Below are 24,248 nucleotides of genomic sequence, written 5' to 3' on the forward strand. Positions count from 1 at the left end.
TAAACGGCAATAAATTGAAGACCCCGCAGATGGTTTTCTCAACCGTTTCCAGCAATTTTGCTGCTCATACGCCTTCTATGCCCCTTAACAGAAAAGCCGCCATCGGTTTTATTTTCGTTACCCTGCTGATAGATATCACCGGGTTCGGTATCATCATCCCGGTTGTGCCGGGATTAATCCAGGAATTGCTGGGTATCAAAGATGTGAGTCTTGCATCCGAGTACGGGGGCTGGCTTACGTTTGCCTATGCTTTTATGCAGTTTATCTGCGCGCCCATTCTCGGTAACCTGAGTGATAAATACGGAAGAAGGCCCATCCTGCTTTTCTCGCTGTTCGGTTTCGGGGTCGATTATCTTTTTGTATTCTTTGCCCCCTCTATCTGGTGGCTGTTTGTAGGAAGGATCATTGCAGGGATTACAGGCGCCAGTTTTACCACGGCATCGGCATATATCGCTGATATCAGCACCAACGAGAACCGTGCACAGAATTTCGGCATGATCGGCGCCGCATTCGGACTGGGTTTTATCCTCGGACCTTTGCTGGGCGGACTGCTGGGCGAACTGGGACCGCGTATACCCTTTCTTGCCGCGGCCATACTGGCCCTGGCCAACTGGCTGTACGGGTACTTTGTATTGCCCGAGTCGCTCGACAAAGCGCACCGCCGCGATTTTGAATGGAGACGGGCCAACCCGGTGGGCTCCCTGCTGCAACTGAAAAAATACCCCGGGGTGGGCGGACTGATCGCATCGCTCACGCTTGTTTACCTGGCTGCCCATGCGGTGCAGAGCAACTGGAGCTTTTTCAATATTGAAAGATTTGGCTGGTCGCCGAAAATGATCGGCATCTCCCTGGCTGTTGTCGGATTGCTGATCGGCGCGGTGCAGGGCGGACTGGTGCGTGTGATTAACCCGAAGATCGGTAACGAAAGAAGTATCTATATTGGCCTTGGTTTGTATGCACTCGGATTACTGCTTTTTGCCTTTGCAACACAGAGCTGGATGATGTTTGCCTTTCTCATACCATATTGTATGGGCGGAATCGCAGGGCCTGCGCTGCAGTCGATTATTTCAGGACATGTACCACCCAATGAACAGGGCGAACTGCAGGGCGCCCTCACAAGCCTGATGAGCGCCACATCGATTGTTGGTCCGCCGATGATGACCAGTTTGTTCGCTTATTTCACCCATAAGCAGGCGCCTTTCTACTTTGCCGGCGCCTCTTTTTTCCTCGGCTTCCTGCTCATGCTCGCCAGCGCTATCTGGGCGTATTATGCGTTGAAGAAAGAGAGGAAATAGGTATAGTCTGCGGTCTGTTGTTGTCAAACAGACTACAAACTTCCTCACGGTTTCCCAAACACAATCTTCACCGTGGTGCCATCGGGCAAATGGTGTACCTGCCGGGCAACGGCCACATAGGATTTGAGGTAGAGCGGAAAGTCGACCACCTGCAGGTTGCCTGTCCGGAAATCGTTGCTGCTGACAAACGGCAGTTTCGGGAACAACCGCTGCTGGAAGGCAAAATCGTGTTTGGCATGCCATTCGTTGATCAGGCTTAGCCCGATATAATAACCGAAATGCCGGTACAGCGTGTCCAGCCATTCCATAAAATCAGCGGCCATATCCTCGCGTTTGCCGGTCTCGCTGTTGAACACCACGATCCGGTTATGGTTAGCGGTGTCAAAACAGAACTGGTTGCCGAACAGATCCTGTCCGAATGACAACAGCCCTTCATACATATCGCCGTATTCGTTTTTCAGCACCCGGTTAACAAATTCGATGTTGTTGAATTCGCGGTTGGCGGAATAGCTGTAGATATGCAGCGACTGTTTATAGAACAAACCGCCGTTATGACTTTCGATGATGAAATCAAAATAGTCGGTATCCCGGATAATGCCTTTGAACTTTGACAGCAGCATAAAATCGGGTTCGCCGGAATAGAACTCGCGTACCTTGTTATCTAACAGTTTGTTGAAAAATGCCTTATCCATGGTGGGTGTATGCGTTAGGCTTATTTTTTTACCTGTGTGCTGAACCAGCTGCTGCGGATATGCTTCGCCGCTTCATCGGCCGATCCCCTGTCAACCAGCATTATCATCGGCTGTTCTTTCAGCACCAGGGAAGTTGTTTTTTCAATGCCCCTGTGTTTGTAGGTAACGGTCACGGCATCGCCGGTTTTTTTGTTCTGTAAAAAATTGCCGAGGTCCGTATTGTTTTTGACGGCGGTGCCATCCAGTTTGATGATCTCGTCGTTGATATCCAGTCCGGCAATATACGCTGCAGACCCCCTGATGGTGCCGTTGGCGATGATGGCCCTGTTCGGGTCCGCGCTGCTCAGTGAAAACCCGATAGCGGGTCGGCCCTCGTTTATTTTTTTCAGGTCATATCCCCCTTTTGCCAGCAGCGATGCATAATCCACCGGTTCGTGTCCTGTGATATAACTGCTGAAAAATTTTGCGGCAAAAGCGGCATCTGTTACAGAAGCCAGTGCATCCTGCATACCGGCCAGGGTATAGGGGATTTCTTTTTTGCCGAATTTCTGCCACATCGCACGCATAAAGGCATCCAGTGTTTTGTGGTAACGCACCTGCATTTCCAGGTCAAGTGCAAGTGCAATGGCCGCGCCGTAGGTATAGTACGAGCTGAACATGTTCGCATAATTATTCCTGTCGATCGATACGGCTGCATCCACGAACACCGCATGGTTGCTGGCGTCTACCGGAGAATAGTAAGTGGCGCCGGGTGTGTTCATTTTGGCATTGACAAGTCCCCCGGCGGTAAGCAGGTAATTCTTTTCCTCCGTCAGACCGGCCCGCGCCAGCAGCAGGTTGCCGTAATACTGTGTGAATCCTTCTGCAAACCAGAGTTCGTGGCTCATATTGCTTTTGGCAAAATTGAAGGGCTCCAGGGTTTTGGGACGGATGCGTTCCACATTCCAGTTATGAAAATATTCGTGCGAGAACACACCCAGGAGCCTGGCGGGAGAAAAAACGCTCATAGTGGAGGAGATCATCGTAGCGTTGCGGTGCTCCATGCCATCGCCGAACACATAAGGATTGGCGCTGGCGATAAACGTGTAGCTGCCATGATCGTATACCGGGAATTCACCAAAAACCGCGCGCGCTTCCTCCACGATTTTCTTTACGTTATCGGCCAGCTCATCTGCCTGCCGCTCCGTGGCCGCCGCCTCAAGGGCAATGCGGATCGTAAAGGTCTGACCTCCGGGATTGCTCACTTTCCATTCGCGCATGATGAGATCGCCGATCTTGGTGGGACTGTCCATAAAATACTGGAGCCCCGGTGCGCTGTAGGTATCGGATTTGCCGGCAACAGGCACCAACTGGGTGGCAACGATACCTTTGTTTTCTTTGGGTAAAGCAAACCGGATCTCGATCGGCGCATTTTCCATGCCTTTTACCCACATAAAACAGGCGGGCATGTTCAGGTGAATACTTTCCGGATCGATACCGGCATAGGTGCCGTCGGGGTAATTCGCAAAAAGCGTGTAACTCACCGTAACAGCGCCTTTGTGTGCCGGCACTTCATAGATATCGCCATCTACGCGGTTGATGCGGATGGCTTTGCCGGTATTGTCGTAAGCGGTCACATCATACACATTCTTGCCGAATTCGTGCGTGGCATACCTGCCGGGCGAGGAACGGCTCATCAGAAAGACCGCGGGTTTACCGGCGGGCAGACCGCTGGCGGTTACCTCAATATGCGCTTCGTGGTGAACAGCGTTGGGGAACGAGACTTTGTATTGTATCTTCTGTGCGGATACGGCGGTCAGCATCATCAGGCCGATACAGCAGGCAATCAGTTGTTTCATGCAGCGGGATTATGGTAATTGCTAAGATAGGGGATTGGCTGCAGGGTTGGGAAGGGGACTGGCTGAAAGGCGGACCAGGGACGATGTGGGGGCGATGCAGGGAAAAATGCAGGTTTTCCGGACTGTTAAAATCCTTCACAATTCCTATTTAATTAGGTCGGTAAGCATTTTACGGTTACCTTTGCGTCTTATTTAAATACACAATTTTACAAATGGACACACAAATTACAGGAACTGTAAAGTTCTTCAATGAAGAGAAAGGATTTGGTTTTATCAAGCACGATGATTCCAGCAAAGAAACTTTTGTACACGCAAAAGGTCTGATCGATCAGATCGAGGCGAATGACAAAGTTGTTTTCGACGTTCAGGAAGGCCGTAAAGGTCCGAACGCTGTAAATGTTAAACGTATCAGTTAACATACTGCTTTCTTAAAGCAAGGGCTACCCTAACCGGTAGCCCTTGTTTTTTGGCGGCTATTCGATCCCTCATACAGTATATTTGCACCCAATTATTTGTTTATGACAGCAGCCATGCAGCAACTACAGGAAACAGCAGCATACATAAAGCAACGGGTAAGCGGCCAGTCCGCCATCGGTATCATATTGGGCAGCGGGTTGGGCAACCTGGCCAACGAGATCAAAACAGAAACAGAGATCCCTTACCAGGATATTCCCCATTTTCCCGTAAGCACGGTGGAGGGTCATAAAGGCAAACTGATTTTTGGTGAACTGGGCGGGAAAAAAGTATGGGTGATGGGCGGAAGGTTTCATTATTACGAGGGCTATACACCGCAGCAGGTGGCTTACCCTGTTCGTGTTATGCGTTTGCTTGGTGTGGAAACCCTGCTTCTGTCCAATGCAGCGGGCGGTGTGAACACCTCTTTCAAAGTGGGCGACCTGATGGTTATCACGGATCATATCAGCCTGTTTACGCAGAATCCCCTGCTCGGAAAAAACATCGACGAACTCGGAACGCGTTTCCCCGATATGAGCGAGCCTTACAGCAAACAACTTATCGCCCGCGTACAGGCCATCGCTGCAAAACACCAGATCAAACTGCAGCAGGGTGTTTACCTGGGCGTTACCGGTCCTACTTTTGAAACACGCGCCGAATACAGGATGATCCATGTGCTTGGCGGTGATGCGGTGGGTATGAGTACGGTGCAGGAATCGATCGCAGCCATTCATAGCGGTATGAAAGTGTTTGCCATGAGTGTGATCACCGACCTGGGTATACGCGAAGAAGACAATATCATCACCCACGAAGAGGTGCTGCAGGCGGCCACCGATGCAGAACCGAAACTCACTTTGCTGTTCCGCGAACTGGTGCAGGAACTGTAGGGTATTGTCTCAGTTTTAACGGGCCGGAAACGGTGTTTATCGTATTTTACAGATCAATTGCCCATGCATCTTTTCTCACGGAAGCAGTTATGTTTGTGCCTGTTCCTGCTGGTGGCGGGAACCGCGCAGCTTTACGCACAGGTGAGAACAGGTATGGAGCAGCTCAGGCGGAACGGAGGCATCGGCACCGGCAGTGTTACGTACGACAGCCAGGGAAGGATGATCAAACGCAGCAAGGGCAACGATTCCCTGCAGCGGCGCAACAGCAACGAGGATTCAATCACCATCTTCTACCATTATTTTGATTCGAGCAGGTTGCTGAAACTGGATTCGTCCATCAACGATTTCAGCAAACGGGCGCCGGTTCCCTGGTATTACCATACGATGGGCACCAGTTTAACCGCCGCACAGTCTTTTCTGTTCAATCCCTTGCTGAAAGCCGGTTTCGACGCCGGGTTTCACCAGTACGATATTTACCGTTTTACCCCTGAAAATACCAGGATATACCAAACCACCCGTCCCTATACGGAACTGATGTACCTGCTGGGCAGTAAAGCCGAACAGATTCTGGGAGTGACGCATACCCAGAACAAAAAAAGCAATTTCAATTTCTCGCTCGAATACCGTTTCGGTAATTCGCCGGGCGTACTGAAAACGCAGAATGCGAGTCAGAGCAACCTTCGTTTCACCACGCATTACCAGACAAACAACCGCCGGTACGAAAATTTCCTGATACTGATCAGTAACAAAAGCGCCTCTTCGGAAAACGGCGGACTGAAAGATCCCGCCAAACTCGACAGCCTGGCGCTGAACGATCCTTTTGAGCTCGATACGCGCCTGGGCAGATCCGGCGCTCTGAGCCGCAACCCGTTTAATACCACTGTAAACACCGGCAATACCTATCGCGATTTTACCGCGCTGTTCAGACACCACCTCGATATCGGCAAGCGCGATTCACTGGTAACGGATTCGGTAACGATACAGCTTTTTTACCCGCGGTTACGGGTAGAACACACGCTTCGGTACACCAATGCCAGTTACCAGTTCCTGGATTATTTTCCCGACTCCGCCAGTTACCGGAAATTCTATAACTACCCGCTGCTGCGGGATACGGTCAGTTTTAAAGACGCGTGGACCGATATCAGCAACGAATTCAGCCTGATCTCGTTTCCCGATAAGAACAACCAGGCCCAGTTCCTGAAAGCCGGCATCGTGGTGCAAAACCTGTTTGGAAAATTCGACGATACCGCCGCCCGAAAAAATCTTTACAACCTGTACGGCATAGGAGAGTACCGCAACCGTACCAGGAACCAGTTATGGGATATCGAAGCCACGGGACAATTATATCTGAACGGATACAATGCAGGTGATTACGCGGCTTATATCAGTATGCGGCGCTCTCTGGGAAACAAACTGGGTAACCTGGTGATCGGGTTCCAGAATGTGAACCGCTCGCCTTCTTTTATCCTCGACCCGCTGAGCCGGTTCCCGCTGCACAACCGAACGGGTTTTGGCAAGGAGAATATCATCCGCCTGTTCGGCGCCTATGAAAACCCGCGCAATAAATGGAAACTGACGGGCGAGTACTATGCAGTGAGCAACTATATGTATTTCGACAGTTTTTTCAGTGCGAGGCAGGAGGCTACGCTGTTCAATGTACTGCATTTCAGCGCTGAGAAACAGTTCCGACTTTCGCGTTACTGGAACTGGTATACCGAGATCCATGTGCAGCAGGCAACCGGACAGGCGCCCGTTAACCTTCCTTTGCTGCTGACAAGAAACCGCATTGCTTTTGAAGGCAATTTTGCGACGAATCTTTTTTTATCGACAGGACTCGAGATCAGGTATTATACACCTTATAAGAATGATAACTATTCGCCTTTCACAGGGCAGTTCTTTTACCAGAACAGGTATTCGATGCATAACAGACCCGATATAAATGCCTTTGTTCATTTCCGCATCAAGAGTTTCAAGGGTTTTTTCCGGCTGGAGAACCTTAACACGCTGAACCCTTCCGGAGGATTCGGTTTCAACAAATACAATTTTGCTTCGCCCGAATCGCCCTATACCGGTTTGTGGATGCGGTTTGGCCTGTGGTGGAGTTTTGTGAACTGACCCCGTTTTTAACAGGCTTTTTTGATAAGTTTAATATCTTTGACGCATGCTCCGCTCCCTGGTAGCCATATTGACCGTTATCTATTTCGCTGTCAGCAGCGGTGTGGTGATGAACGTTCACTACTGTATGGGCAAGCGGCAATCGGTTAACCTGAATGTATTGGGTGCCAGGACCTGTGGCTGCGGTAAGAAGAGCGAAAAGAAAGGCTGTTGCAAAACGGAGTCCAGGATATTCAAGCTGGACGATGTTCAGCATGCGTCTTATACCAACTATGCGATACATGCCCCCGAAGCGGAGGCAGCGCAGGCCGTTCCCGTATGGAACCGGGAAGCCGTTGTTTCTGCCGACCGTATAGAACCGGCGGTTCATTCACCTCCTTTGCTGTCGGAGCAGGATACCTATCTCCGTAATTGTGTTTTCAGAATCTGATACGTTGGGTTAAGCCGGTCACGACTGCACGCGTTTGCATGCATCCCTGCATGTAACGGACATGGGTACATTTTATCAAATTCAAAACACCATTATGAAACTTTTATCATACCTCACAGGTCTCTGCCTGTTTATTTCCATCACTTCATTCAGCCAGTCAAAAACAGCCGAACAAACCGAAACCATCAAAGTATGGGGTAACTGCGGCATGTGCAAGGGCCATATCGAAAAAGCGGCCAAAGAGGCCGGCGCCACCTCTGCAGTCTGGAACAAGAACACCAAGGTACTGTCGGTTACCTACGAATCTTCCAAAACCAGCAACCGCCAGATACAGGAAAAAGTAGCGGCTGCAGGTTATGATACCCGCGATATCGCCGGCGATGATAAGGCCTACGACAACCTAGATGACTGCTGCAAATACGAGCGCAAATCAGCCACAAAAGAAAAGCGGAAAAAAACTGCGATGAACTGCTGCAGTCCGGAGAAATCTGCCTGCTGCCACAGCGATGAAAAAAACTGTTGCTGATCATTTTTAATTTATTCATCTGCGGATCATCCCGCATTGCGGGATGATCCGTTAACCCCATAATCATGAAAAAATATCTTTTCCTGTTGGCTGTACTGGCATCGGTAAGCGCCGGTGCACAGATCACCAAGGCGCGTTTGCAGGCCAGCGGTCTTACCTGCGCCATGTGTTCCAAAGCGGTATACAAAGCTTTGTCTTCGGTGGCATCCGTTGAGAAAGTAACACCCGATATCGAGGGTTCTTCCTACGATATCAGGTTTAAAAAGGATGCGGAAATAAAACTCGATGACCTGAGCAAAGCCGTAAGCGACGCGGGATTCTCCGTTTCCGGTTTACAGGTTACGGCAAAATTCCAGAACGAGAAGGTGGAACCGAATACACATCTCAGTATCGATAACCAGTTGCTTCATTTTGTCAATGTTCCCGCACAGACGCTGAATGGAGAAAAGACGGTACGCGTGGTGGATAAGAACTTTGTTTCGGAAAAAGAAGCAAAAAAATACGAGAAGCTCACTGCGCTGAAATATTATGCATCCGGAACCATGGATGGCAAGCGTGTGTATCATGTAACCCTTTAAAACCGCTTCTATGCGTATATGGACGATCCTGGCGCTGTTCCTTTCGGTAAGGGCGGCGGGGCAGGAGTTGTATGTGTTTTCCGAACCGGCCAGCAATATGCCATCGCGTTCGCTGGGTGTAAAGCAGACTGCAAAATGGCTGCGAAGCGATATGTCGGCACGCACCGAGAGCCGGCATACCACGGAGCTGATGCTGGGTGTGAACAAAAAGCTTATGTGGCATGTAGCGGGCACTTTTTCCGATATGTATTCTTCCAGCCTGCGGTTTGAGAGCGTGCGTACCTATGCCAAATACCGGTTCCTGTCTTCCGACGATATGTACCGCCATTTCCGGATGGCGGCTTTCGCTGAAGCGTCTTACAGCCGCAACAAAGCCATGTACGATGAGCTGAGCCTGGAAGGAGACCAGTCGGGAATACAGGCGGGTATCATCGCCACGCAGCTGCTGCACAAACTGGCGCTGTCTTCGACCATCAGTTTTACGGAACTGTTGCAGGAGAGCCGCTGGAACAAGACCCTGCCGCAGGTTGCGCCCTACCAGGCGTTTAACTATTCGCTGTCTGCGGGATACCTTGTTTTGCCGAAAAAATACACCAGTTATAACCAGATGAACCTGAACCTGTACCTGGAGTTACTGGGTCAACAGACAACCGATAAAAAACGGTATTTCGTTGACCTGGCGCCGGCGGCGCAGCTGATCTTCAACAGCGAGGCAAAGCTGAATGTAGGGTACCGTTTTCAGCTGGGAAGTGATATGCATCGTATGTCGCCTAACAGCTGGCTGCTGAGCCTGGAATGGCAGTTTCTGAATGTGCTTAAATAGGAGCCGGCCGGCATTCGTATTTACCCGAATGAGTGCAGCCCACAAATCAAAAGCGCCGGAACATATATCCGGCGCTTTTTACTTCAGTGTTTCAGTGCACGTTTTTTGATCATACCGCCCTTGGTGTCTTTCACGCTGTTCATCACCACAAAGGCATGCGGATCGATCTTCAGTATCTCGACCTTGAGTTTGTTCAGTTCCAGTCGGGTGATCACGGTGTACAGGATATCGATGTCTTTTTTCTCCCCGCTGGTGCCATAACCGCGTTTGCCCCGGTATACCGTAATGCCGCGTCCCAGTACGGTGGTGATCATTTCCCTGATCTCATCGCTATGGGTTGATACGATCGTAACACCGGTGTATTCATCGATGCCTTCGATGATGAAATCGAGGGTTTTGGATGCGCACAGATAGGTGATCATCGAATAAAGCGCCATTTCCAGGCTGAACAGGTACGCCGCCGTTGAAAAGACAATAACATTGATGATCACAATGATATCGCCGATGGTGGTGCCGAATTTGCGACTGAGAAAAATGGCCAGCACTTCGGTGCCATCGATCACGGCGCCGCCTCTCACGGCCAGCCCGATACCCGCACCGAGAAAGAAACCGCCGAATACGGCTACCAGCAGTCTGTCATGTGTAACCTCCGGAAAATGAAAACTGGCAACACAGATGGCAAGACCGGTGATGGCCAGCGCGGTCTTGATGGCGAAGGAGCGCCCCACCACTTTGATCGCAAGAAACATAAAGGGAATATTCACCAGCGGTATCAGGAAATACAAAGGGATCTTCGCGGTCTCACTGATCAGCAGCGAGATACCGGTGGCGCCGCCGTCGATAAAATTGTTCGGTAACAGAAAACCCTCGAGGCCGAATGCAGCGGAAGCAATGCCAAGCGTGACCAGGAAAATATCTTTCAAACCGCGGGACAGCGTGATCTTTAATTCGCGGAAGCCTTTTGCCAGTGCATAGTCTGAATACACTTCGTTCTTCTGCGCATTTTTATCCTTTAGGATCAGTTCGGTAATGATCTTCTGTAGAAATCCCCTCATATCGCTAAAAATAAGGGAATGAGAAAAGAATGCGCAGCGATAAATGTTAAAAAAATCAGTACGAAAAAAATAAGCGCCGACTTATCGGTGATAGTCAGCGCTTACAGTTGCCGGTAACAAAAAAATATTCTAACGGTATTCTAATCTGCGCAGGGCAAACTGTTTTCCGATGTCGCAGCGGTATTTATTTCATCACTTCTTCTATCACTTTGCCCACAGAACCGCTTGGCATCTGGATATTGAGCAGTCCGGCAACCGTGGGTGCGATATCGGTCATATAGGTTTCGCGTTTTGTGTTGCCTTTTTTGATGCCCCATCCATACCATAACAAAGGGATATGTGCATCGTAGGGATACCAGGCGCCATGCGTGGTGCCGGTAAGACCGCCTTCGATGTATCCGGGTTTCAGTATCAGCTGCACATCGCCGCTGCGTGCGGGATAATAGCCATTGGCCAGCATTTCGCGCAGTGTTTTGGCGATGGGCACGGTCATGATATCGGCGGTGGCAAATGCATTGGCCACTGCGGGGTTGGCTTTCAGCGTATCGATGATCAGTTTTTTGATCGCAGCCTCATCCAGTTTTGCAGAATCGATCTTCGGATGGTTCAGTGAAAGCTGGTAGTTGTAGGTGCTTACCACCAGGTTATCGATGCCATAGAGCGATTTCAGTTTTGCATTCAGCGATCTGCGCATACCCGATTCATCAAACAGCCCTGCAGGCAGTTTATGCTCTTTCATAAAACCGGGCACATGCGCCACGGCATGGTCTGCCGTAAGAAAGGCGGTGTATTGTCCTTTTCCCACCGTGGCATCCAGGTAGGCAAAGAGGCGTCCCAGGTCATCGTCAAGACGGATATAATCATCCACCTGCTCTATCGAATTGGGACCGAAAGCATGTCCCACATAATCGGGGGAAGAAAAACTTACGGCTAAAAAATCGGTGGTGTTTCCTTTGCCAAGCTGCTCGGCCGCAACGGCCGCTTTGGCCATTTCCACGGTGAGTGTGTTACCCCATGGGGTGGAGGAGATCTTGCCGTAGTCCTTGCCCGCAAATGCCGTCAGGTCATAGGGAAATCCTGTGGCCGTGTTTCCCAGCGGGCGGCCTTCGTAGGCCTTGCTGTCTTCGGTGGCGTATCTGGCATAGTCCCCCGCGGGCATACGCAGTTTCCAGTTCAGTTTATACAGCGAGTCAACCAGTTTGCGGTTGTTGAAGCGGGTTACCCAGGCGGGTAATTCGTTCATATACCAGCTGCTGGTGATAAAGTTTCCGGTACGCGCTTCGTACCAGTAGGCGGCATTGGCCGAATGGCCTGCAGGCAGTATTGCACCGCGGTCTTTGATGGCGATGCCGATCACTTTGTTCTGGAAATTGCTTGCCAGGCGCAGTTCGTCGCAAACAGTGGTCACCAGCATGTTTTTGGGACTCATCTGTCCGTCTTCGGCAGACTGGCTGCCAACACCAATCACGGTTTTGTCTTCGCTGCAGTACACGGAGCGCATGGCCTGGTTATCCCACCAGGCATTGCCTGTAATGCCATGGATGGCGGGCACGCTTCCCGTATAAACGCAGGTATGACCGCAGGCCGTCACGGTGGGGGTGTAGGGGATCAGGGTATTGTCGCAGGAAAAGCCTTCGCCCATCATTCGCTTAAAACCACCGGTGGCTTTGAACAGCGGGTTGAACCGGTACAGGTAATCCCAGCGCATCTGGTCGATGACGATGCCCACCACCAGTTTTGGTCTTTGGGCGCCCGTTTCGCCGGTTTTTTGTGAAAAAGCCGCCTGGCAGGAAAAAATGCCGGCAAATGCTAACAAAATCACTCGTTTCATTTGTTTCTTGTTGGTTTTCAGTCCTGAGTTCCGGGTGTGAAGATAAGTGTTGACGAATAATTGCCTTGCCCTTTATGCCCTAAAAGGTTAGCTTTGCACCGATTTTTCATAAAAAGTGATAATTTGATAATATGGCAGACATTTTCGAGAAATTACTCAGGAGTTATGGTCCCATAGGACAGCACCGTGAAAGAGCACATGGTTATTTTGCCTTCCCCAAACTGGAAGGAGAGATCGGCAGCCGCATGAAATTCCGAGGGAAGGAAATGGTGGTCTGGAGCCTGAACAATTACCTCGGTCTGGCCAATCATCCCATTATCCGCAAAACAGATGCAGATGCGGCACAGCAGTTTGGCCTGGCCTTACCGATGGGTGCGCGTATGATGAGCGGCAACAGCAACTACCACGAACAGCTGGAACGCGAGCTGGCCGAATTCGAGGGCAAGGAAGATGCGATACTGATGAATTTCGGTTACCAGGGTATCATGAGCGCCATCGATGCGGTCTGCGGTCGCCACGATGTGATCGTTTACGATGCGGAAAGCCATGCCTGTATCATCGACGGTCTGCGGCTGCATCCCGGTCACCGGTATGTGTTCAAGCACAACGATATCGAGGATTTCGATAAGCAGATGGAGCGCGCCACGGCCCTGATCAGCAAACAGAATGCAGGCGGTATACTGGTGATCACAGAGGGCGTATTCGGCATGGCCGGCGACCAGGGTAAACTGAAAGAGATCATCGATCTGAAAAATAAATACGAATTCAGGCTGCTGGTGGATGATGCGCATGGTTTTGGAACGCTGGGTAAAACCGGCGCCGGCGCAGGAGAGGAGCAGGGCTGCCAGGATGGTATCGATCTGTATTTCTCCACCTTCGCCAAATCGATGGCTTCTATCGGCGCATTCCTGGCAGGCGACAAAGCGATCATCGATTATATCCGTTACAATATCCGCTCACAGATATTCGCCAAAAGTCTGCCGATGCCGATCGTGATCGGTAACCTGAAAAGACTCGAGATGCTGCGTACCATGCCCGAGCTGAAAGAAAAACTCTGGCAGAATGCGCTGAAGCTGCAGGCAGGACTGACAGAAAGAGGATTTGATATCGGCAATACCAATACCATGGTAACACCGGTATACATGAAGGGCGGCGTGGAAGAAGCCACAGCCATGGTGATGGATCTCCGTGAGAACTACCATATCTTCTGCTCCATCGTGGTATACCCGGTTATTCCTAAAGGACATATCATTTACCGGCTGATACCCACCGCTTCGCATACCGATGCGGACATTCAGGAAACCCTTACGGCGTTCAGCGAAACCAAGGCCAAACTTGATGCCGGCGCCTACAAGGCAGAGGCGATACCGGATATGGCCGAAGTGAAGTAAACGGAAACCGGAAAACGAAAATCAACAATAAAAAAGGGACAGCCGATGTGATCGACTGTCCCTTTTTACTGTTGTAATGCAAGGACCGCTATAGCTTTTTCAGCAGTTCATTGGCCTGCCGTACATAGTCATCGTTCTTTGCTTCCGTGGCAACTTCGATGGTTTTTTCGGCGCTTGCTTTGGCGCCGGCCTTATCGCCCATATCTTTTTGAATACGCGCCTTCATCAGGAACAGCCAGTAACCTTTTGGGTTGGCATCGGCAGCCTTGCTGATGTTTACCAGCGCCTTGTTCAGGTCTTTATCCCATTCGTAATAGAAGGTGGCGGCGGCCTGGTAGTTACCTGGTTCAACCTTATCTGCCGACAATGTTTTTTCAACCTGCGCGCGGATGCGGTCTTTGATATTGCTGCTCATCGGCACCCGAACAGCGGTATTGCTCCAGTAGGCCTGCAGTTCACAGCTTTCGCTCCTGATATCGCCAAACTGCATGGTAAAGGTTTCGATTTCCATACCCAGTTTCTCTGCTTTTACCCGCACGGTAACCACATCTTCACTTTCTTTATAACCATCGGTGCCGGAATTGGTAAGGCCTTTGTTGAAAATGATGTCCCAGTACTCCTTTCCGGGTTTTGCATACAGCACATAGCTGCCGGTATCGAGCAGTTTACCGCCTACCATTACCGGGTCGGTAAAACTGATACGGGTTGCCGCGTTGGCACCAAATCGCCACAGCTTACCCAGCGGTGCCAGTTCGCTGTTTTCTTTGAAAACCACGCGGCCGCGGATATTGGGCCGGGAATACGTGAGTTTGATGGTGCCCAAACCAAAAGCCTGCGTAATGGTTTGTGTGGTGCTGGGGGCAGGTATTCTTATCTGCGCAAAAGCACCGGCGCTGCATATCATAGCAGCCATCAGCAATGTTTTTTTCATATCGCGTAACTTGTTTAGACAGCAAACCTAATGTATTATCCGCCACAAATACCTCCGGATCTGCTGATTGCGGACAAGCGGTAACCAGTGTGATGACTGTAAAACGTTTTGGCGGGCCGATGATCAGAAAACGATCGTAACGCTGCGGGTGGTATTCACCAGTGGCTTGCCCCGTTCCGTCCAGCCGCTTACCTGCTTCAGCGTTTTGATAAGCGCTTCGCCGGCCTCCCTGCCAATGCTGCGGCGAAGGGTTACATCGTAAACCATTCCGTTCCTGTCTATGCTGATCTCAGCCTGTATAGGTGCCCCCGAAGTGCTGCGGTTTTTTATCAGGTTCGTACCGGCAAGCGCCTGTTTCAGCTGCCGGTTAAAAGACCCCCAGCCTTTATCCGGCTGGATGGTATTCAGCGCCCGGGCAAGAACGGAATCGTTGCCTGCCTGCGGATCGCCGGCAGCGGCCATCACCGTTTCAGCAAGCGCTTCGCGCGAAGGGCTGAGCAGGATTTCTGCGGGCCTGCCCGTAGCCAGCGTCAACTGCCTGGGAACAAACCCAACGGCGGCTACCTGTACCTGGTGTATGCTGTCGGGCGCCAGAAACCGGAACTCTCCCTTATCGTTGGTGGTGATACCGGTGGCAGCCATTCGTTTTTGGGAGGCAGCCTGCGTTTTTTCGCCGGTGAGAACAATGGTGGCATTGGGCACCGCCTCGCGGCTATCGGATTTTACCACGCCATTGAATTCAGACAGGACAATGCCGCTTGTATTTTTCCGGCTGATATTTTTCGCAGCTGCACCGGTAATACCCGGGTTTTGCTGCCGTCCAAAATGAGTAACCCCTGCGCCCTGCCGCCTGCGGATAACACCTACCGCTGCCAGCGACTGTTGTATCATTTCCGAATCGGATGGCGGGGGAGCCGCCGGCGGGTTAGGCTCCCTGGCGGTACGCGCGGCCATCAGCGAATGCTGTTCGGCCAGGTCGGCGGCCTGTTTTTCTGCCCGGGTCTTTTCGCGCCGCGCATTTTCCGCCCTTGCCATCAGTTGCCGCTCTCTGTCGGGTACTGTCTTAGTGGCTGCTGGTTTGGCTGGCTCAGCACGCGAAGCTGTGGTGCTGTCTGCTATAGCCGGTAACGGCGGTGTAACCCTTATGTCCGCGGTTTCCCGCTGCGTGCCGTTTTTGCTGTCAGACCTGAACAGCAGCCATCCGATACCGGCCGCACCTGTAACAAGGATAACACCCGCCGCAACGCGCCACCAGTTGGCTCCGCCCGCGGCACCGATGTGTTTTACAGGGGCGGGCTCCTGCAGCAACTGCTGTTTTATCGCCGACAGGTGCTGCCCGCTGACAGAACTGTCCGCCTGGTTGAAACCTTCGATCGCATCTGCCAGGAAGGGGTCCTGCAAAGCCGCTTTTTCCATGGCATGCATCTCGGTGGAGGACAGCTTTCCCTGCAGGTATCTTTCGATATCTGAATGTGTATAAGGGGTAGTATGTTGGCGGCGTTCGCTCATGTTTTTTCCATACAGATTTTCAGGTTCCTTCTTCCGTTCTGTATGAGACTTCTTACTTTGTTCCAGTCAGACCCGGTGATTGCGGTGATCTCGTTGTAGCATTTTCCCTGCAGGTAAAACAACCGTATGCTGTTGCTTTGTTCTGCCGGCAGCGCATCGATGCATTTTTCCAGTTTCTGCAGTTCGTTTTCTTTGTCCAGTACCGTATCCAGATGACTGAAATCCTCCGATTGCATAAAATTCGCCTGAAATTCCACCGTAACCGTTTTTTTCTGCTTTCGCAGGATCATCAGGCAATGGTTTTTAACAACCACATATAACCAGCTCCTGAAATTGTCTACCTCGTGCGCCGGCAGTTTTACCAGCAGTTCCTGGTAGATATTCATCACGGTATCCTTGGCCTGTTCGGCATCTTTCAGGTATTTCAGCGCAGTGCCGTATACCAGGTCGGAATAGCGCAGGTAGAGTGTGGCCAGCACCTGCTGGTCGCCATGGGCACGGAACCGCCTGAGCAGCGATTCGTCCGACTGCGGATCGGGATTATCCATATGTATCACCGGCACCATGGTAACCTGAAGATAATTTTTTTTCGATACGGTTGTGTAATCGGTAAAATTCGGGCATCCTTCCCGAAAACATGCTTTATGAAACAGCTATTGTGCAGCCTGCTGTTATGGGTGATGGCAGCGGGTTTTGTGGTGCCGCCGCATACGGTAACCGGAAAAATTGTGGACGATAAGGGGCAGCCCATCGGTTATGCCACGATACTGATCAAACAAACCAGCAAATCGGTATCGGCGGCAAGGGACGGCAGTTTTACGATCCAGGCAAACGATGGCGATGTGTTACTGGTCAGCAGCATCGGCTATCAAACCACCGAGGTGCCGATAGGCTTGGGCAAACCCCTGCGCATCGTATTAAAAGCGATCGAACCGGCACTGAACGAAGCCATGGTGGCCGCTCAGAAGCAGCTTGCCGGCGCAAGGGATAAGGCCACACGACTTACTGCAGCAGCCCGGCATACCCTGGTGGCCACCGCCGGTCTGAACAGCGCAGCAACGCCATCGATCAGCTACGGGTATGGCAGTGCGCCGCGGATGCAGCTGCCCTTGCCAGGCTTTGACAGGGAAGGATATGATCACATCACCGATAACCCTTACCAGAAAGTGCTGGACAATCCACTGTCCACTTTTTCCATCGATGTGGATGCGGCATCCTACAGCAACGTACGCCGGATACTTAAAAGCGGTCAGCTGCCACAGGAAGGCGCTGTGCGTGTGGAGGAACTGGTCAATTATTTCACCTACCGGTACGAACAACCCAGGAATGCCGATCCGTTTTCGGTGCATACCGAACTGGCCGTATGTCCCTGGAATCCGCAGCACCAGCTGGCGATGATCGGCCTGCAGGCAAAAAAAATCGATATGTCAAGACTCCCCGCTTCCAACCTGGTCTTTCTGGTCGATGTAAGCGGCAGCATGTACTCTCCGGATAAACTGCCGCTGGTCAAAGAATCGCTCAAACTGCTGGTTGACCAGCTGCGGGAGGAAGACAGGGTTTCGCTGGTGGTGTATGCAGGCAGGGCAGGACTGGTATTGTCACCTACCCCGGGCGATCAGAAAATGCGGATCAGGGAAGCGATTGACCAGTTGGAGGCAGGTGGTTCAACCGCGGGCGGAGAAGGTATTCAGCTGGCGTATAAAACCGCGCGGGAACATTTTATCAGTAAAGGCAACAACCGCGTGATACTGTGTACCGACGGTGATTTTAACGTAGGTCTTTCGAGCGATGATGCGCTGGAACGGATGATTGAGGCAGAAAGAAAAAGCGGTGTGTTTCTGACCGTACTGGGTTTTGGCAGCGGCAATTACCAGGATGCCAAAATGCAGAAGCTGGCCGACAAGGGCAATGGCAACCATGCCTACATAGACCAGATCGGCGAAGCCAAAAAAGTGTTCGTGTCTGAATTCGGCGGCACCTTGTTCACCGTTGCCAAAGATGTAAAGCTGCAGGTGGAGTTTAACCCGCAGCAGGTGCAGGGTTACCGCCTGATCGGTTACGAGAACCGGATGCTGGCAAAAGAAGATTTTAACGACGATGCAAAAGACGCGGGCGAACTGGGCAGCGGGCATACCGTAACGGCTTTGTACGAGATCGTTCCCAAAGGCGTGCCCATGCCTGCAACGGGTAAGGTGGATTCGCTTCGCTACCAGGTAAACCTCTCCGCAGCAACCGCCGATCAGCAAAAACCGGCCGGAGAGGTACTGACGGTAAAAGTGCGTTACAAACAACCCGATGGCGATAAAAGCAACTTGTTATCGTTTCACCTGAAAGGAGATGCGAAAGGGCTGGACCAGTCCTCCCAGAATTTGCGATTTGCTTCTTCGGTGGCATCTTTCGGTATGCTGCTGCGCAACTCGCCGTACAAAGGCCACAGCAGTTATGCATCCATACTCAGTCTGGCCGAAAAAGCAATAGGTGCGGATGAAGAGGGCTACCGGAAAGAGTTCCTGCAACTGGTTAGCAAAGCCGCATCGATCAGCGGAAAAAAAGACCTGGCGCGAGAGGAGTAGGGGAAGAATTTGGAATTTGAAATGGGGGATTGGGAATTGGGAATTTGGGTTGGTGGGTTTGCGGCTCAATCCTCTTTATTTGAATGCGGGATGAAACTGCTGTAAGGTATCTCTGAGGTAATCCCTGTCGAGATGTGTGTAGATCTCGGTGGTGGTGATGCTTTCATGGCCCAGCATTTCCTGCACGGCACGCAGATCGGCACCGCCTTCTACCAGGTGTGTGGCAAAGGAATGACGGAAGGTGTGCGGGTGGATGTTCTTGGTGATACCGGCTTTGCGGGCGAGGTCCTTGATGATGTAAAAGATCATCACCCGGCTCAGCGGTTTACCCCGTTTGCTGAGGAACACGATGTCTTCGAACCCCGGTTGTATGGGCTGGTGTACGCGGATGTTTTCTTTGTACAGCGTAAGGTATTTCACCGCGTCGGAACCGATGGGAACCAGCCGCTCCTTATCGCCCTTACCCGTAACCCGTATAAAACCGATATCGAGGTAAAGCGCCGATAATTTGAGGTTCACCACCTCGCTTACCCTAAGCCCGCAGCTGTACATGGTTTCCAGAATGGCTTTGTTGCGGCCGCCCTCGGGTCTGCTCTGGTCTATTTGTGCGATCACGTTTTCAATCTCTTCAAAACTCAGCACATCGGGAAGTTTTCTCCGGTTCCTGGGTGCTTCCAGCAGGGCAGAGGGGTCGGCCTGTGTCAGCTGTTCCACCAGGCAATACCGGTAAAAACTCCGGATGCCCGATATCATCCTCGCCTGGGAAGACGGCGTCATACCCAGTTCCCCAACCCATTTTACAAATGCCTGCAGATCAGTCAGCATTATTTCGTCGGGTGTTTTGAGCAGGTTGTTTGTCTGCAGGAAGCCGGTGAGTTTTTCCAGGTCACGCAGGTAGGCTTCAACAGAATGATCGCTGAGCGATTTTTCGAGCTGCAGCCAGGCCTTATACCCTTTTTTATACGGTTCCCACATACGATTTACACCGGGTTATGCATAGATAATCCACCGGCAGCTTCCATTTTTGGAATTGATGGCAAGGTAAACGATATTGCCTTTTTTTATCAAATCGTTTGGCAAATTCCATGATCGTATCGCTCCGCACCTTCCGTAAGAAAATGAAAGAGAACCACCGCAAACTGCGCAGGTACCTTGGCCGGCTGGAAAAAGACCCCGCACCCGGACTGGATAAGATGGCAGAACAGATAGACGCGGAAGTATGGGCCGAAACGGATTGCCTGGCCTGCGGCAACTGCTGCAAGCGCATGACACCTACCTTCAAGCGAAAAGATGTGCTGCGCATTTCCGCACATCTCAATATGACGCCTGCCGCCTTTACGGAAAAATGGCTGGTGTATGAAAAGAAGGATGGCGACTGGATCAATAAAAAACAGCCCTGCCAGTTCCTCGACAGGAAAACAAATAGGTGCAGTATCTACGCGGTGCGCCCCGCCGACTGCGCCGGCTTTCCCTATCTCAAAAAGAAAAAGATGAAGGACTACCTGCATGTGCATCAGCAGAACGTGGAGTATTGTCCGGCTTCTTACCGTATGGTGGAGAAACTGATGGAGCGGGTGGTTATATGAGTGGATTCCGGATTAGCGGAGTATGGATTGGCGGATTATGGATTAGCGAATTCGCGGATTCTCTGCGAAACACCACATCTCTTCGTTTAAAAAGAAAGTGAAGCGTTCACCGCAGAGACGGGGAGGGGCAGAGTTGCGCAGAGAGAATCCACTAATCCATAATCCGCCAATCCACTAATTCAGTATTCCTTCTTCTCAGAAATACACATCTTCAATCAGAAACACTTCTTTGGCGGTTTCATCGATTACCGTGATGGCCATTACATCGAACTGGATGTATTTCCATTTGGGATGCCGGTACTGGTATTCTTCTGCAAGCTGTTTGAGGTGATTCATTTTCTCGCGGCTGATACTTTCTTCCGGTCTGCCATAGCGAAGGGACTGTCTTGTTTTTACTTCGATAAAATGCAGCCGGTCGCCCCGCGCGGCAATGATATCGGCTTCCCAATGACGGAAACGCCAGTTGCGCTCGATGATACGATAGCCTTTGGCCGAGAGAAAGGCCGCCGCCATTTCCTCGCCTTTTTCACCGGTTTGCCGGTTGGATGATTGCATAGGCTGAAAGTAACGCGGGATGCCTGATATTTGCGCAGGGGCAGGGCCCGATTAATACCCGTAATTAATACGTATGCAACTCAAAGAAAAGGTCTATAAACTGAAGGGTAAAGTGTTCCATTATGCCTGGGGGGGGTATGCGTTTTTGCCGGCATTGCTGGGCGAAGACAATAGCCGGCTTGCGCCCTATGCCGAGTACTGGCTGGGCGCCCATGCGCTTGCGCCATCTGAACTGCAGACGGAACAGGGCGCCGTTCCCCTCAGCCGGCTGATTGCGGAGGATGCGGTCGCTGCGCTTTCGCAGGAAGTGGCCGACCGGTTTGGCGAACTGCCGTATCTTTTTAAAGTGCAGGATGTAAAAGACATTCTCTCCATACAGGTGCATCCCTCCAAGCAGGAAGCGGAAAAAGGGTTTGACAGGGAAGAGGCGCTGGGCATTCCGCGCGATGCTGCGCACCGCAATTACAAAGACCGCAACCACAAGCCCGAAATGATGGTGGCGCTGAGCGAATTCTGGCTGCTGCACGGGTTCCTTCCGCTTGCCGCCATTGAAAAAGTGCTGGATGAAACACCCGAGTTCAATGTATTGCTTCCCTATTTCCGCAAGGAAGGGTTGCAGGCCCTGTACCGGTTGGTGATGGAAATGCCGCAACTGGATATAAACTTTCTGCTCGAAGACCTGGTTAAACGCGAGATCAGGCGTAAACGGGAAGGAGAACTGACAAAAGAAATGCCCGGCTGGTGGGTGGCGAGACTATTCGAGACAGCGCCCTTCACCGGTGAAATAGACAGGGCTGTTTTTTCGATCTACCTGTTCAATATCGTTAAGGTAAACCCGGGAGAAGGCGTTTTTCAGGGAGCCGGCATACCGCATGCCTATATGGAAGGCCAGACGATGGAACTGATGGCCAACAGCGATAATGTACTGCGGGGAGGTCTTACGCCCAAACACATCGACGTACCGGAATTACTGAAGCAGACATCATTCCAAAGCATCGTTCCCCAAATTATGAAAGGTGAGGAGCGGCTGCCCGGTGAAACACTGTACCCCTGTCCGGTGGCGGATTTTGGTATGGCGCGTATCCGGCTGACGGGCGGCGGTCAGTACAGCGGCCAGGCAGCTTCGTTTGAAATAATCATCGTGACCGAAGGCGGTGTGCTGGTCAATAATTCGCTTGTACTGAAACGCGGCGAAGCCGTGGCGGTGCTGCCCGGCGGGGAATACACCATTGATGCTTCAGGACACGCCCTGCTGTTCAAAGCGTTTATTCCGTAAAAGCTATGCACACCCGTTGAAAATTGCCCTTTGTATAAAGGCCATAACGCTTATTTTTGTAGCCGAAATAACAGAAAATGAAAATCAACAGATCATTAATCATTTCATTGGTGCTGATGGTGGTAGTAAGTGCATTGTATCGCATTATGCCCCAGCGGCCAATGGGATTTGCCCCGCAGATTGCGATAGGGCTGTTCAGCGGCGCCATTTTTGTCAAAGACAAGAAATGGGCTTTTGCAGCACCGCTGATATCCCTGTTACTGTCTGATCTGCTCTACGAAGCCATGTACATCTACAGCAATGGCAGCACGCTGATCAGGGGTTTTTATGATGGTCAGTGGATTAACTACCTCCTGTTTGTGGGCATTACCTGTTTTGGTTTCCTGATCAATACACGCAGGGTGGGTAATGTGGTGCTGGCTGCCCTGGCCGCGCCGACCACCTATTTCCTGATATCCAATTTCCTGGTATGGGCCAGCAACCGCGGATTCGGTCTCGACCGCCCGAAAACCTTTAACGGGTTACTGCTTACCTATGGCGATGCGCTGCCGTTTTTCAAGAACAGCGTAATGGCCACACTGGTGTTTTCGGCGGTGCTGTTCGGTATGTATTATATCGTAAAAGACAGGTTTGCGGCCAAAGAGGCCGAAGCCTAGCCAACCTTACCCTACCAGTTTCAATGAACTGAACCAGTAGTGCTCGTGTTGTGCCGTGCCGGTTACCGCTACGGGTATCCTGTTACGGAACAACGGGCAATGCAGCACCAGCGTATGGTATTCGCCGTTCTCGCCGCATGCATCAATGCCCAGTGCCTCGAGCTCTTCTATGAGTGAGGGTGTAATGGTTTTTCCGAGGAAACGTTCTCCCATCACGCTGTTGCAGCTTACGATGATGGTTTCTATCCCGCTTTGCAGCATCTGCATAACCAGGGCTTTCCGCTCGCGCTGCCAAAGCGGCAAAAGGGCGGTGAGACCCACTGCCGCGCAGACTTTTTCTTCCCAGTCGCGGTGCGGCTGCAGATCGATATCGCCAAATACCGCCTGCTGCAGGTTGTAGGCAGTCTTCAGTTCGGTCAGCGCCTGTTTGAAATTGGGTTCGTAATCCTGCCAGCTGCTGCTGATTAGGTGTATGGGCAGTCCCGCCGCTGCTGCCTGGGCTTCGAGTATGTCTGATGGAATGCCGTGACTGCGTGAGATCCTGCCCGCTTCGTTCAGTACGTTCAGCAACACAAGGGGCACCACGCCCAACTGCATCGCCTGCATCAGCGCATAGCAACTGTCTTTTCCCCCGCTCCAGCTACATAGTGCATTTTTCATGCTGAAAAGTCAAAAGTAAAAAATTGGTTGGCTGATCCAACCGCAGATCCACTGCTTAATCCTTACTCCCGCCAAACCGGATATTGTCCGTTTCACGTTCGTATGCTTCATCCACCAGTAAATTTCCGCCGTCTGCCGCAGCAGTGGCCAATTCGTCGCAGCGGTTGTTCATCGGGTTGTCTGCATGGCCTTTTACCCAAACAAATTTTATCTGGTACTGTCTGGCAAGCTGGTGGTATTGCAGCCAGAGATCCTTGTTTTTTTTACCGCCTTTGAAATCCGTCCTGATCCAGTTATCAAGCCATTTTTTCTCCACCGCGTTCACGATATACTGGCTGTCGGTATAAATGGCAAGCGGTATATTCTTTTTTGTCAGCGACTGCAATGCAACGATCACGGCCAGTAATTCCATTCTGTTGTTGGTGGTGAGGCGGTAACCGGCAGACAATTCTTTTCGCCGCTCGCCCCATAGCAGCACAACGCCGTAACCACCCCTTCCGGGATTGCCTCTTGCCGCGCCGTCGGTATAAATGATCAATGGGTGTGCAGACATGTAAGATCAGATCAAAGTCAAAAGTAAAACATTCA

General features: G+C 51.4%; 24 protein-coding genes. 13 read left to right on the forward strand and 11 right to left on the reverse strand.

The annotated features are described in order from the left end of the window. Positions 1-77 precede the first annotated feature (77 nt). Complete coding sequence (locus GWC94_RS04925; protein WP_161833922.1) at positions 78-1,295, forward strand: TCR/Tet family MFS transporter; 1,218 nt, start codon at positions 78-80, stop codon at positions 1,293-1,295. Between the two features lie 44 nt (positions 1,296-1,339). Here GWC94_RS04925 and GWC94_RS04930 read toward each other — a convergent pair whose 3' ends face one another. Together GWC94_RS04930 and GWC94_RS04935 are read right to left on the reverse strand one after the other, a co-directional pair. Then, positions 1,340-1,987 (reverse strand): SMI1/KNR4 family protein, encoded by a 648-nt coding sequence (locus tag GWC94_RS04930; RefSeq protein ID WP_161833923.1) that lies wholly within the window; start codon positions 1,985-1,987, stop codon positions 1,340-1,342. A 20-nt stretch (positions 1,988-2,007) separates the two neighbouring features. Next, the gene (locus GWC94_RS04935; RefSeq protein ID WP_161833924.1) at positions 2,008-3,825 is read right to left on the reverse strand and encodes a M61 family metallopeptidase; all 1,818 of its coding nucleotides are present in this window, start codon (positions 3,823-3,825) and stop codon (positions 2,008-2,010) included. Between the two features lie 212 nt (positions 3,826-4,037). Between GWC94_RS04935 and GWC94_RS04940 the strand changes: the two genes are divergently transcribed. From GWC94_RS04940 to GWC94_RS04970, 7 genes are all read left to right on the forward strand, one after another. Further along, positions 4,038-4,241, forward strand: a complete 204-nt coding sequence (locus tag GWC94_RS04940) for a cold-shock protein (protein WP_161833925.1) — start codon at positions 4,038-4,040, stop codon at positions 4,239-4,241. Between the two features lie 102 nt (positions 4,242-4,343). After that, positions 4,344-5,165 carry a purine-nucleoside phosphorylase gene (locus GWC94_RS04945; RefSeq protein WP_161833926.1) on the forward strand — a complete coding sequence of 274 codons (822 nt, stop codon included), beginning with the start codon at positions 4,344-4,346 and terminating at the stop codon, positions 5,163-5,165. A gap of 63 nt (positions 5,166-5,228) precedes the next feature. After that, entirely contained in the window at positions 5,229-7,280 is a 2,052-nt protein-coding gene (locus GWC94_RS04950; protein WP_161833927.1) for a putative porin, read from the forward strand. Positions 7,281-7,326: 46 nt separating this feature from the next. Further along, positions 7,327-7,710 (forward strand): HYC_CC_PP family protein, encoded by a 384-nt coding sequence (locus tag GWC94_RS04955; protein WP_161833928.1) that lies wholly within the window; start codon positions 7,327-7,329, stop codon positions 7,708-7,710. A gap of 94 nt (positions 7,711-7,804) precedes the next feature. Next, positions 7,805-8,236 carry a heavy-metal-associated domain-containing protein gene (locus tag GWC94_RS04960; protein WP_161833929.1) on the forward strand — a complete coding sequence of 144 codons (432 nt, stop codon included), beginning with the start codon at positions 7,805-7,807 and terminating at the stop codon, positions 8,234-8,236. A gap of 65 nt (positions 8,237-8,301) precedes the next feature. Then, positions 8,302-8,814, forward strand: coding sequence for a heavy-metal-associated domain-containing protein (locus tag GWC94_RS04965; RefSeq protein ID WP_161833930.1), 513 nt, complete (start codon positions 8,302-8,304; stop codon positions 8,812-8,814). 10 nt (positions 8,815-8,824) lie between these two features. Then, a complete protein-coding gene (locus GWC94_RS04970; protein WP_161833931.1) occupies positions 8,825-9,637 on the forward strand; it encodes a hypothetical protein in 813 nt (270 codons plus the stop codon). A gap of 83 nt (positions 9,638-9,720) precedes the next feature. Here GWC94_RS04970 and GWC94_RS04975 read toward each other — a convergent pair whose 3' ends face one another. Both GWC94_RS04975 and pafA read right to left on the reverse strand, forming a co-directional pair. Beyond that, on the reverse strand, positions 9,721-10,692 hold the full coding sequence (locus GWC94_RS04975) for a YitT family protein (RefSeq protein ID WP_161833932.1): 972 nt from the start codon (positions 10,690-10,692) through the stop codon (positions 9,721-9,723). A 184-nt stretch (positions 10,693-10,876) separates the two neighbouring features. After that, positions 10,877-12,523 carry an alkaline phosphatase PafA gene (gene pafA / locus GWC94_RS04980; protein WP_161833933.1) on the reverse strand — a complete coding sequence of 549 codons (1,647 nt, stop codon included), beginning with the start codon at positions 12,521-12,523 and terminating at the stop codon, positions 10,877-10,879. 131 nt (positions 12,524-12,654) lie between these two features. On the opposite strand from pafA, the gene GWC94_RS04985 reads away from it, so the two are divergent. After that, positions 12,655-13,914 carry an aminotransferase class I/II-fold pyridoxal phosphate-dependent enzyme gene (locus tag GWC94_RS04985; protein WP_161833934.1) on the forward strand — a complete coding sequence of 420 codons (1,260 nt, stop codon included), beginning with the start codon at positions 12,655-12,657 and terminating at the stop codon, positions 13,912-13,914. Positions 13,915-14,002: 88 nt separating this feature from the next. Here the strand turns inward: GWC94_RS04985 and GWC94_RS04990 are convergent, their stop codons facing one another. The 3 genes from GWC94_RS04990 to GWC94_RS05000 all read right to left on the reverse strand — a co-directional run bounded on the left by GWC94_RS04990 (position 14,003) and on the right by GWC94_RS05000 (position 16,920). Then, positions 14,003-14,845, reverse strand: coding sequence for a DUF2911 domain-containing protein (locus tag GWC94_RS04990; RefSeq protein ID WP_161833935.1), 843 nt, complete (start codon positions 14,843-14,845; stop codon positions 14,003-14,005). Between the two features lie 123 nt (positions 14,846-14,968). Continuing rightward, positions 14,969-16,354 carry a carboxypeptidase-like regulatory domain-containing protein gene (locus tag GWC94_RS04995; RefSeq protein ID WP_161833936.1) on the reverse strand — a complete coding sequence of 462 codons (1,386 nt, stop codon included), beginning with the start codon at positions 16,352-16,354 and terminating at the stop codon, positions 14,969-14,971. Further along, positions 16,351-16,920, reverse strand: coding sequence for an RNA polymerase sigma factor (locus GWC94_RS05000; protein ID WP_235918462.1), 570 nt, complete (start codon positions 16,918-16,920; stop codon positions 16,351-16,353). The genes GWC94_RS04995 and GWC94_RS05000 overlap by 4 nt, the downstream gene beginning before the upstream one ends. A 78-nt stretch (positions 16,921-16,998) precedes the next feature. Here GWC94_RS05000 and GWC94_RS05005 point away from each other — a divergent pair, with 78 nt between their 5' ends. Further along, a complete protein-coding gene (locus tag GWC94_RS05005) occupies positions 16,999-18,927 on the forward strand; it encodes a vWA domain-containing protein (RefSeq protein ID WP_161833937.1) in 1,929 nt (642 codons plus the stop codon). Positions 18,928-19,002: 75 nt separating this feature from the next. On the opposite strand, the gene xerD is transcribed toward GWC94_RS05005, so the two are convergent. Then, a complete protein-coding gene (xerD, locus tag GWC94_RS05010) occupies positions 19,003-19,902 on the reverse strand; it encodes a site-specific tyrosine recombinase XerD (RefSeq protein ID WP_161833938.1) in 900 nt (299 codons plus the stop codon). Positions 19,903-20,000: 98 nt separating this feature from the next. On the opposite strand from xerD, the gene GWC94_RS05015 reads away from it, so the two are divergent. Further along, positions 20,001-20,513, forward strand: a complete 513-nt coding sequence (locus GWC94_RS05015; protein WP_161833939.1) for a YkgJ family cysteine cluster protein — start codon at positions 20,001-20,003, stop codon at positions 20,511-20,513. A 195-nt stretch (positions 20,514-20,708) separates the two neighbouring features. On the opposite strand, the gene GWC94_RS05020 is transcribed toward GWC94_RS05015, so the two are convergent. Beyond that, positions 20,709-21,068, reverse strand: coding sequence for a YraN family protein (locus GWC94_RS05020; protein WP_161833940.1), 360 nt, complete (start codon positions 21,066-21,068; stop codon positions 20,709-20,711). 73 nt (positions 21,069-21,141) lie between these two features. Between GWC94_RS05020 and manA the strand changes: the two genes are divergently transcribed. After that, entirely contained in the window at positions 21,142-22,344 is a 1,203-nt protein-coding gene (gene manA, locus GWC94_RS05025) for a mannose-6-phosphate isomerase, class I (RefSeq protein WP_161833941.1), read from the forward strand. Positions 22,345-22,421: 77 nt separating this feature from the next. Further along, positions 22,422-23,000, forward strand: a complete 579-nt coding sequence (locus tag GWC94_RS05030) for a DUF6580 family putative transport protein (RefSeq protein ID WP_161833942.1) — start codon at positions 22,422-22,424, stop codon at positions 22,998-23,000. Between the two features lie 6 nt (positions 23,001-23,006). On the opposite strand, the gene GWC94_RS05035 is transcribed toward GWC94_RS05030, so the two are convergent. Both GWC94_RS05035 and rnhA read right to left on the reverse strand, forming a co-directional pair. After that, a complete protein-coding gene (locus GWC94_RS05035; protein WP_161833943.1) occupies positions 23,007-23,660 on the reverse strand; it encodes a Dph6-related ATP pyrophosphatase in 654 nt (217 codons plus the stop codon). 55 nt (positions 23,661-23,715) lie between these two features. Then, positions 23,716-24,213, reverse strand: coding sequence for a ribonuclease HI (gene rnhA, locus GWC94_RS05040; RefSeq protein WP_161833944.1), 498 nt, complete (start codon positions 24,211-24,213; stop codon positions 23,716-23,718). Positions 24,214-24,248 lie beyond the last annotated feature (35 nt).

This window comes from Sediminibacterium soli (assembly GCF_009939225.1).
Lineage (GTDB): Bacteria > Bacteroidota > Bacteroidia > Chitinophagales > Chitinophagaceae > Sediminibacterium > Sediminibacterium soli.

Bases quoted from the DNA above. Each gene is read 5' to 3' on its own strand.
- rnhA (WP_161833944.1), bottom strand. From the start codon at position 24,213: ATGTCTGCACACCCATTGATCATTTATACCGACGGCGCGGCAAGAGGC.
- GWC94_RS04995 (WP_161833936.1), bottom strand. From the start codon at position 16,354: ATGAGCGAACGCCGCCAACATACTACCCCTTATACACATTCAGATATC.
- GWC94_RS04975 (WP_161833932.1), bottom strand. From the start codon at position 10,692: ATGAGGGGATTTCTACAGAAGATCATTACCGAACTGATCCTAAAGGAT.
- GWC94_RS04940 (WP_161833925.1), top strand. From the start codon at position 4,038: ATGGACACACAAATTACAGGAACTGTAAAGTTCTTCAATGAAGAGAAA.
- xerD (WP_161833938.1), bottom strand. From the start codon at position 19,902: ATGTGGGAACCGTATAAAAAAGGGTATAAGGCCTGGCTGCAGCTCGAA.
- GWC94_RS04955 (WP_161833928.1), top strand. From the start codon at position 7,327: ATGCTCCGCTCCCTGGTAGCCATATTGACCGTTATCTATTTCGCTGTC.
- GWC94_RS04990 (WP_161833935.1), bottom strand. From the start codon at position 14,845: ATGAAAAAAACATTGCTGATGGCTGCTATGATATGCAGCGCCGGTGCT.
- GWC94_RS04930 (WP_161833923.1), bottom strand. From the start codon at position 1,987: ATGGATAAGGCATTTTTCAACAAACTGTTAGATAACAAGGTACGCGAG.
- GWC94_RS04950 (WP_161833927.1), top strand. From the start codon at position 5,229: ATGCATCTTTTCTCACGGAAGCAGTTATGTTTGTGCCTGTTCCTGCTG.
- GWC94_RS04925 (WP_161833922.1), top strand. From the start codon at position 78: ATGCCCCTTAACAGAAAAGCCGCCATCGGTTTTATTTTCGTTACCCTG.
- GWC94_RS04970 (WP_161833931.1), top strand. From the start codon at position 8,825: ATGCGTATATGGACGATCCTGGCGCTGTTCCTTTCGGTAAGGGCGGCG.
- GWC94_RS05035 (WP_161833943.1), bottom strand. From the start codon at position 23,660: ATGAAAAATGCACTATGTAGCTGGAGCGGGGGAAAAGACAGTTGCTAT.
- GWC94_RS05020 (WP_161833940.1), bottom strand. From the start codon at position 21,068: ATGCAATCATCCAACCGGCAAACCGGTGAAAAAGGCGAGGAAATGGCG.
- GWC94_RS05030 (WP_161833942.1), top strand. From the start codon at position 22,422: ATGAAAATCAACAGATCATTAATCATTTCATTGGTGCTGATGGTGGTA.
- GWC94_RS04965 (WP_161833930.1), top strand. From the start codon at position 8,302: ATGAAAAAATATCTTTTCCTGTTGGCTGTACTGGCATCGGTAAGCGCC.
- pafA (WP_161833933.1), bottom strand. From the start codon at position 12,523: ATGAAACGAGTGATTTTGTTAGCATTTGCCGGCATTTTTTCCTGCCAG.
- GWC94_RS04985 (WP_161833934.1), top strand. From the start codon at position 12,655: ATGGCAGACATTTTCGAGAAATTACTCAGGAGTTATGGTCCCATAGGA.
- GWC94_RS04945 (WP_161833926.1), top strand. From the start codon at position 4,344: ATGACAGCAGCCATGCAGCAACTACAGGAAACAGCAGCATACATAAAG.
- manA (WP_161833941.1), top strand. From the start codon at position 21,142: ATGCAACTCAAAGAAAAGGTCTATAAACTGAAGGGTAAAGTGTTCCAT.
- GWC94_RS05005 (WP_161833937.1), top strand. From the start codon at position 16,999: ATGAAACAGCTATTGTGCAGCCTGCTGTTATGGGTGATGGCAGCGGGT.
- GWC94_RS04935 (WP_161833924.1), bottom strand. From the start codon at position 3,825: ATGAAACAACTGATTGCCTGCTGTATCGGCCTGATGATGCTGACCGCC.
- GWC94_RS04960 (WP_161833929.1), top strand. From the start codon at position 7,805: ATGAAACTTTTATCATACCTCACAGGTCTCTGCCTGTTTATTTCCATC.
- GWC94_RS05000 (WP_235918462.1), bottom strand. From the start codon at position 16,920: ATGGTGCCGGTGATACATATGGATAATCCCGATCCGCAGTCGGACGAA.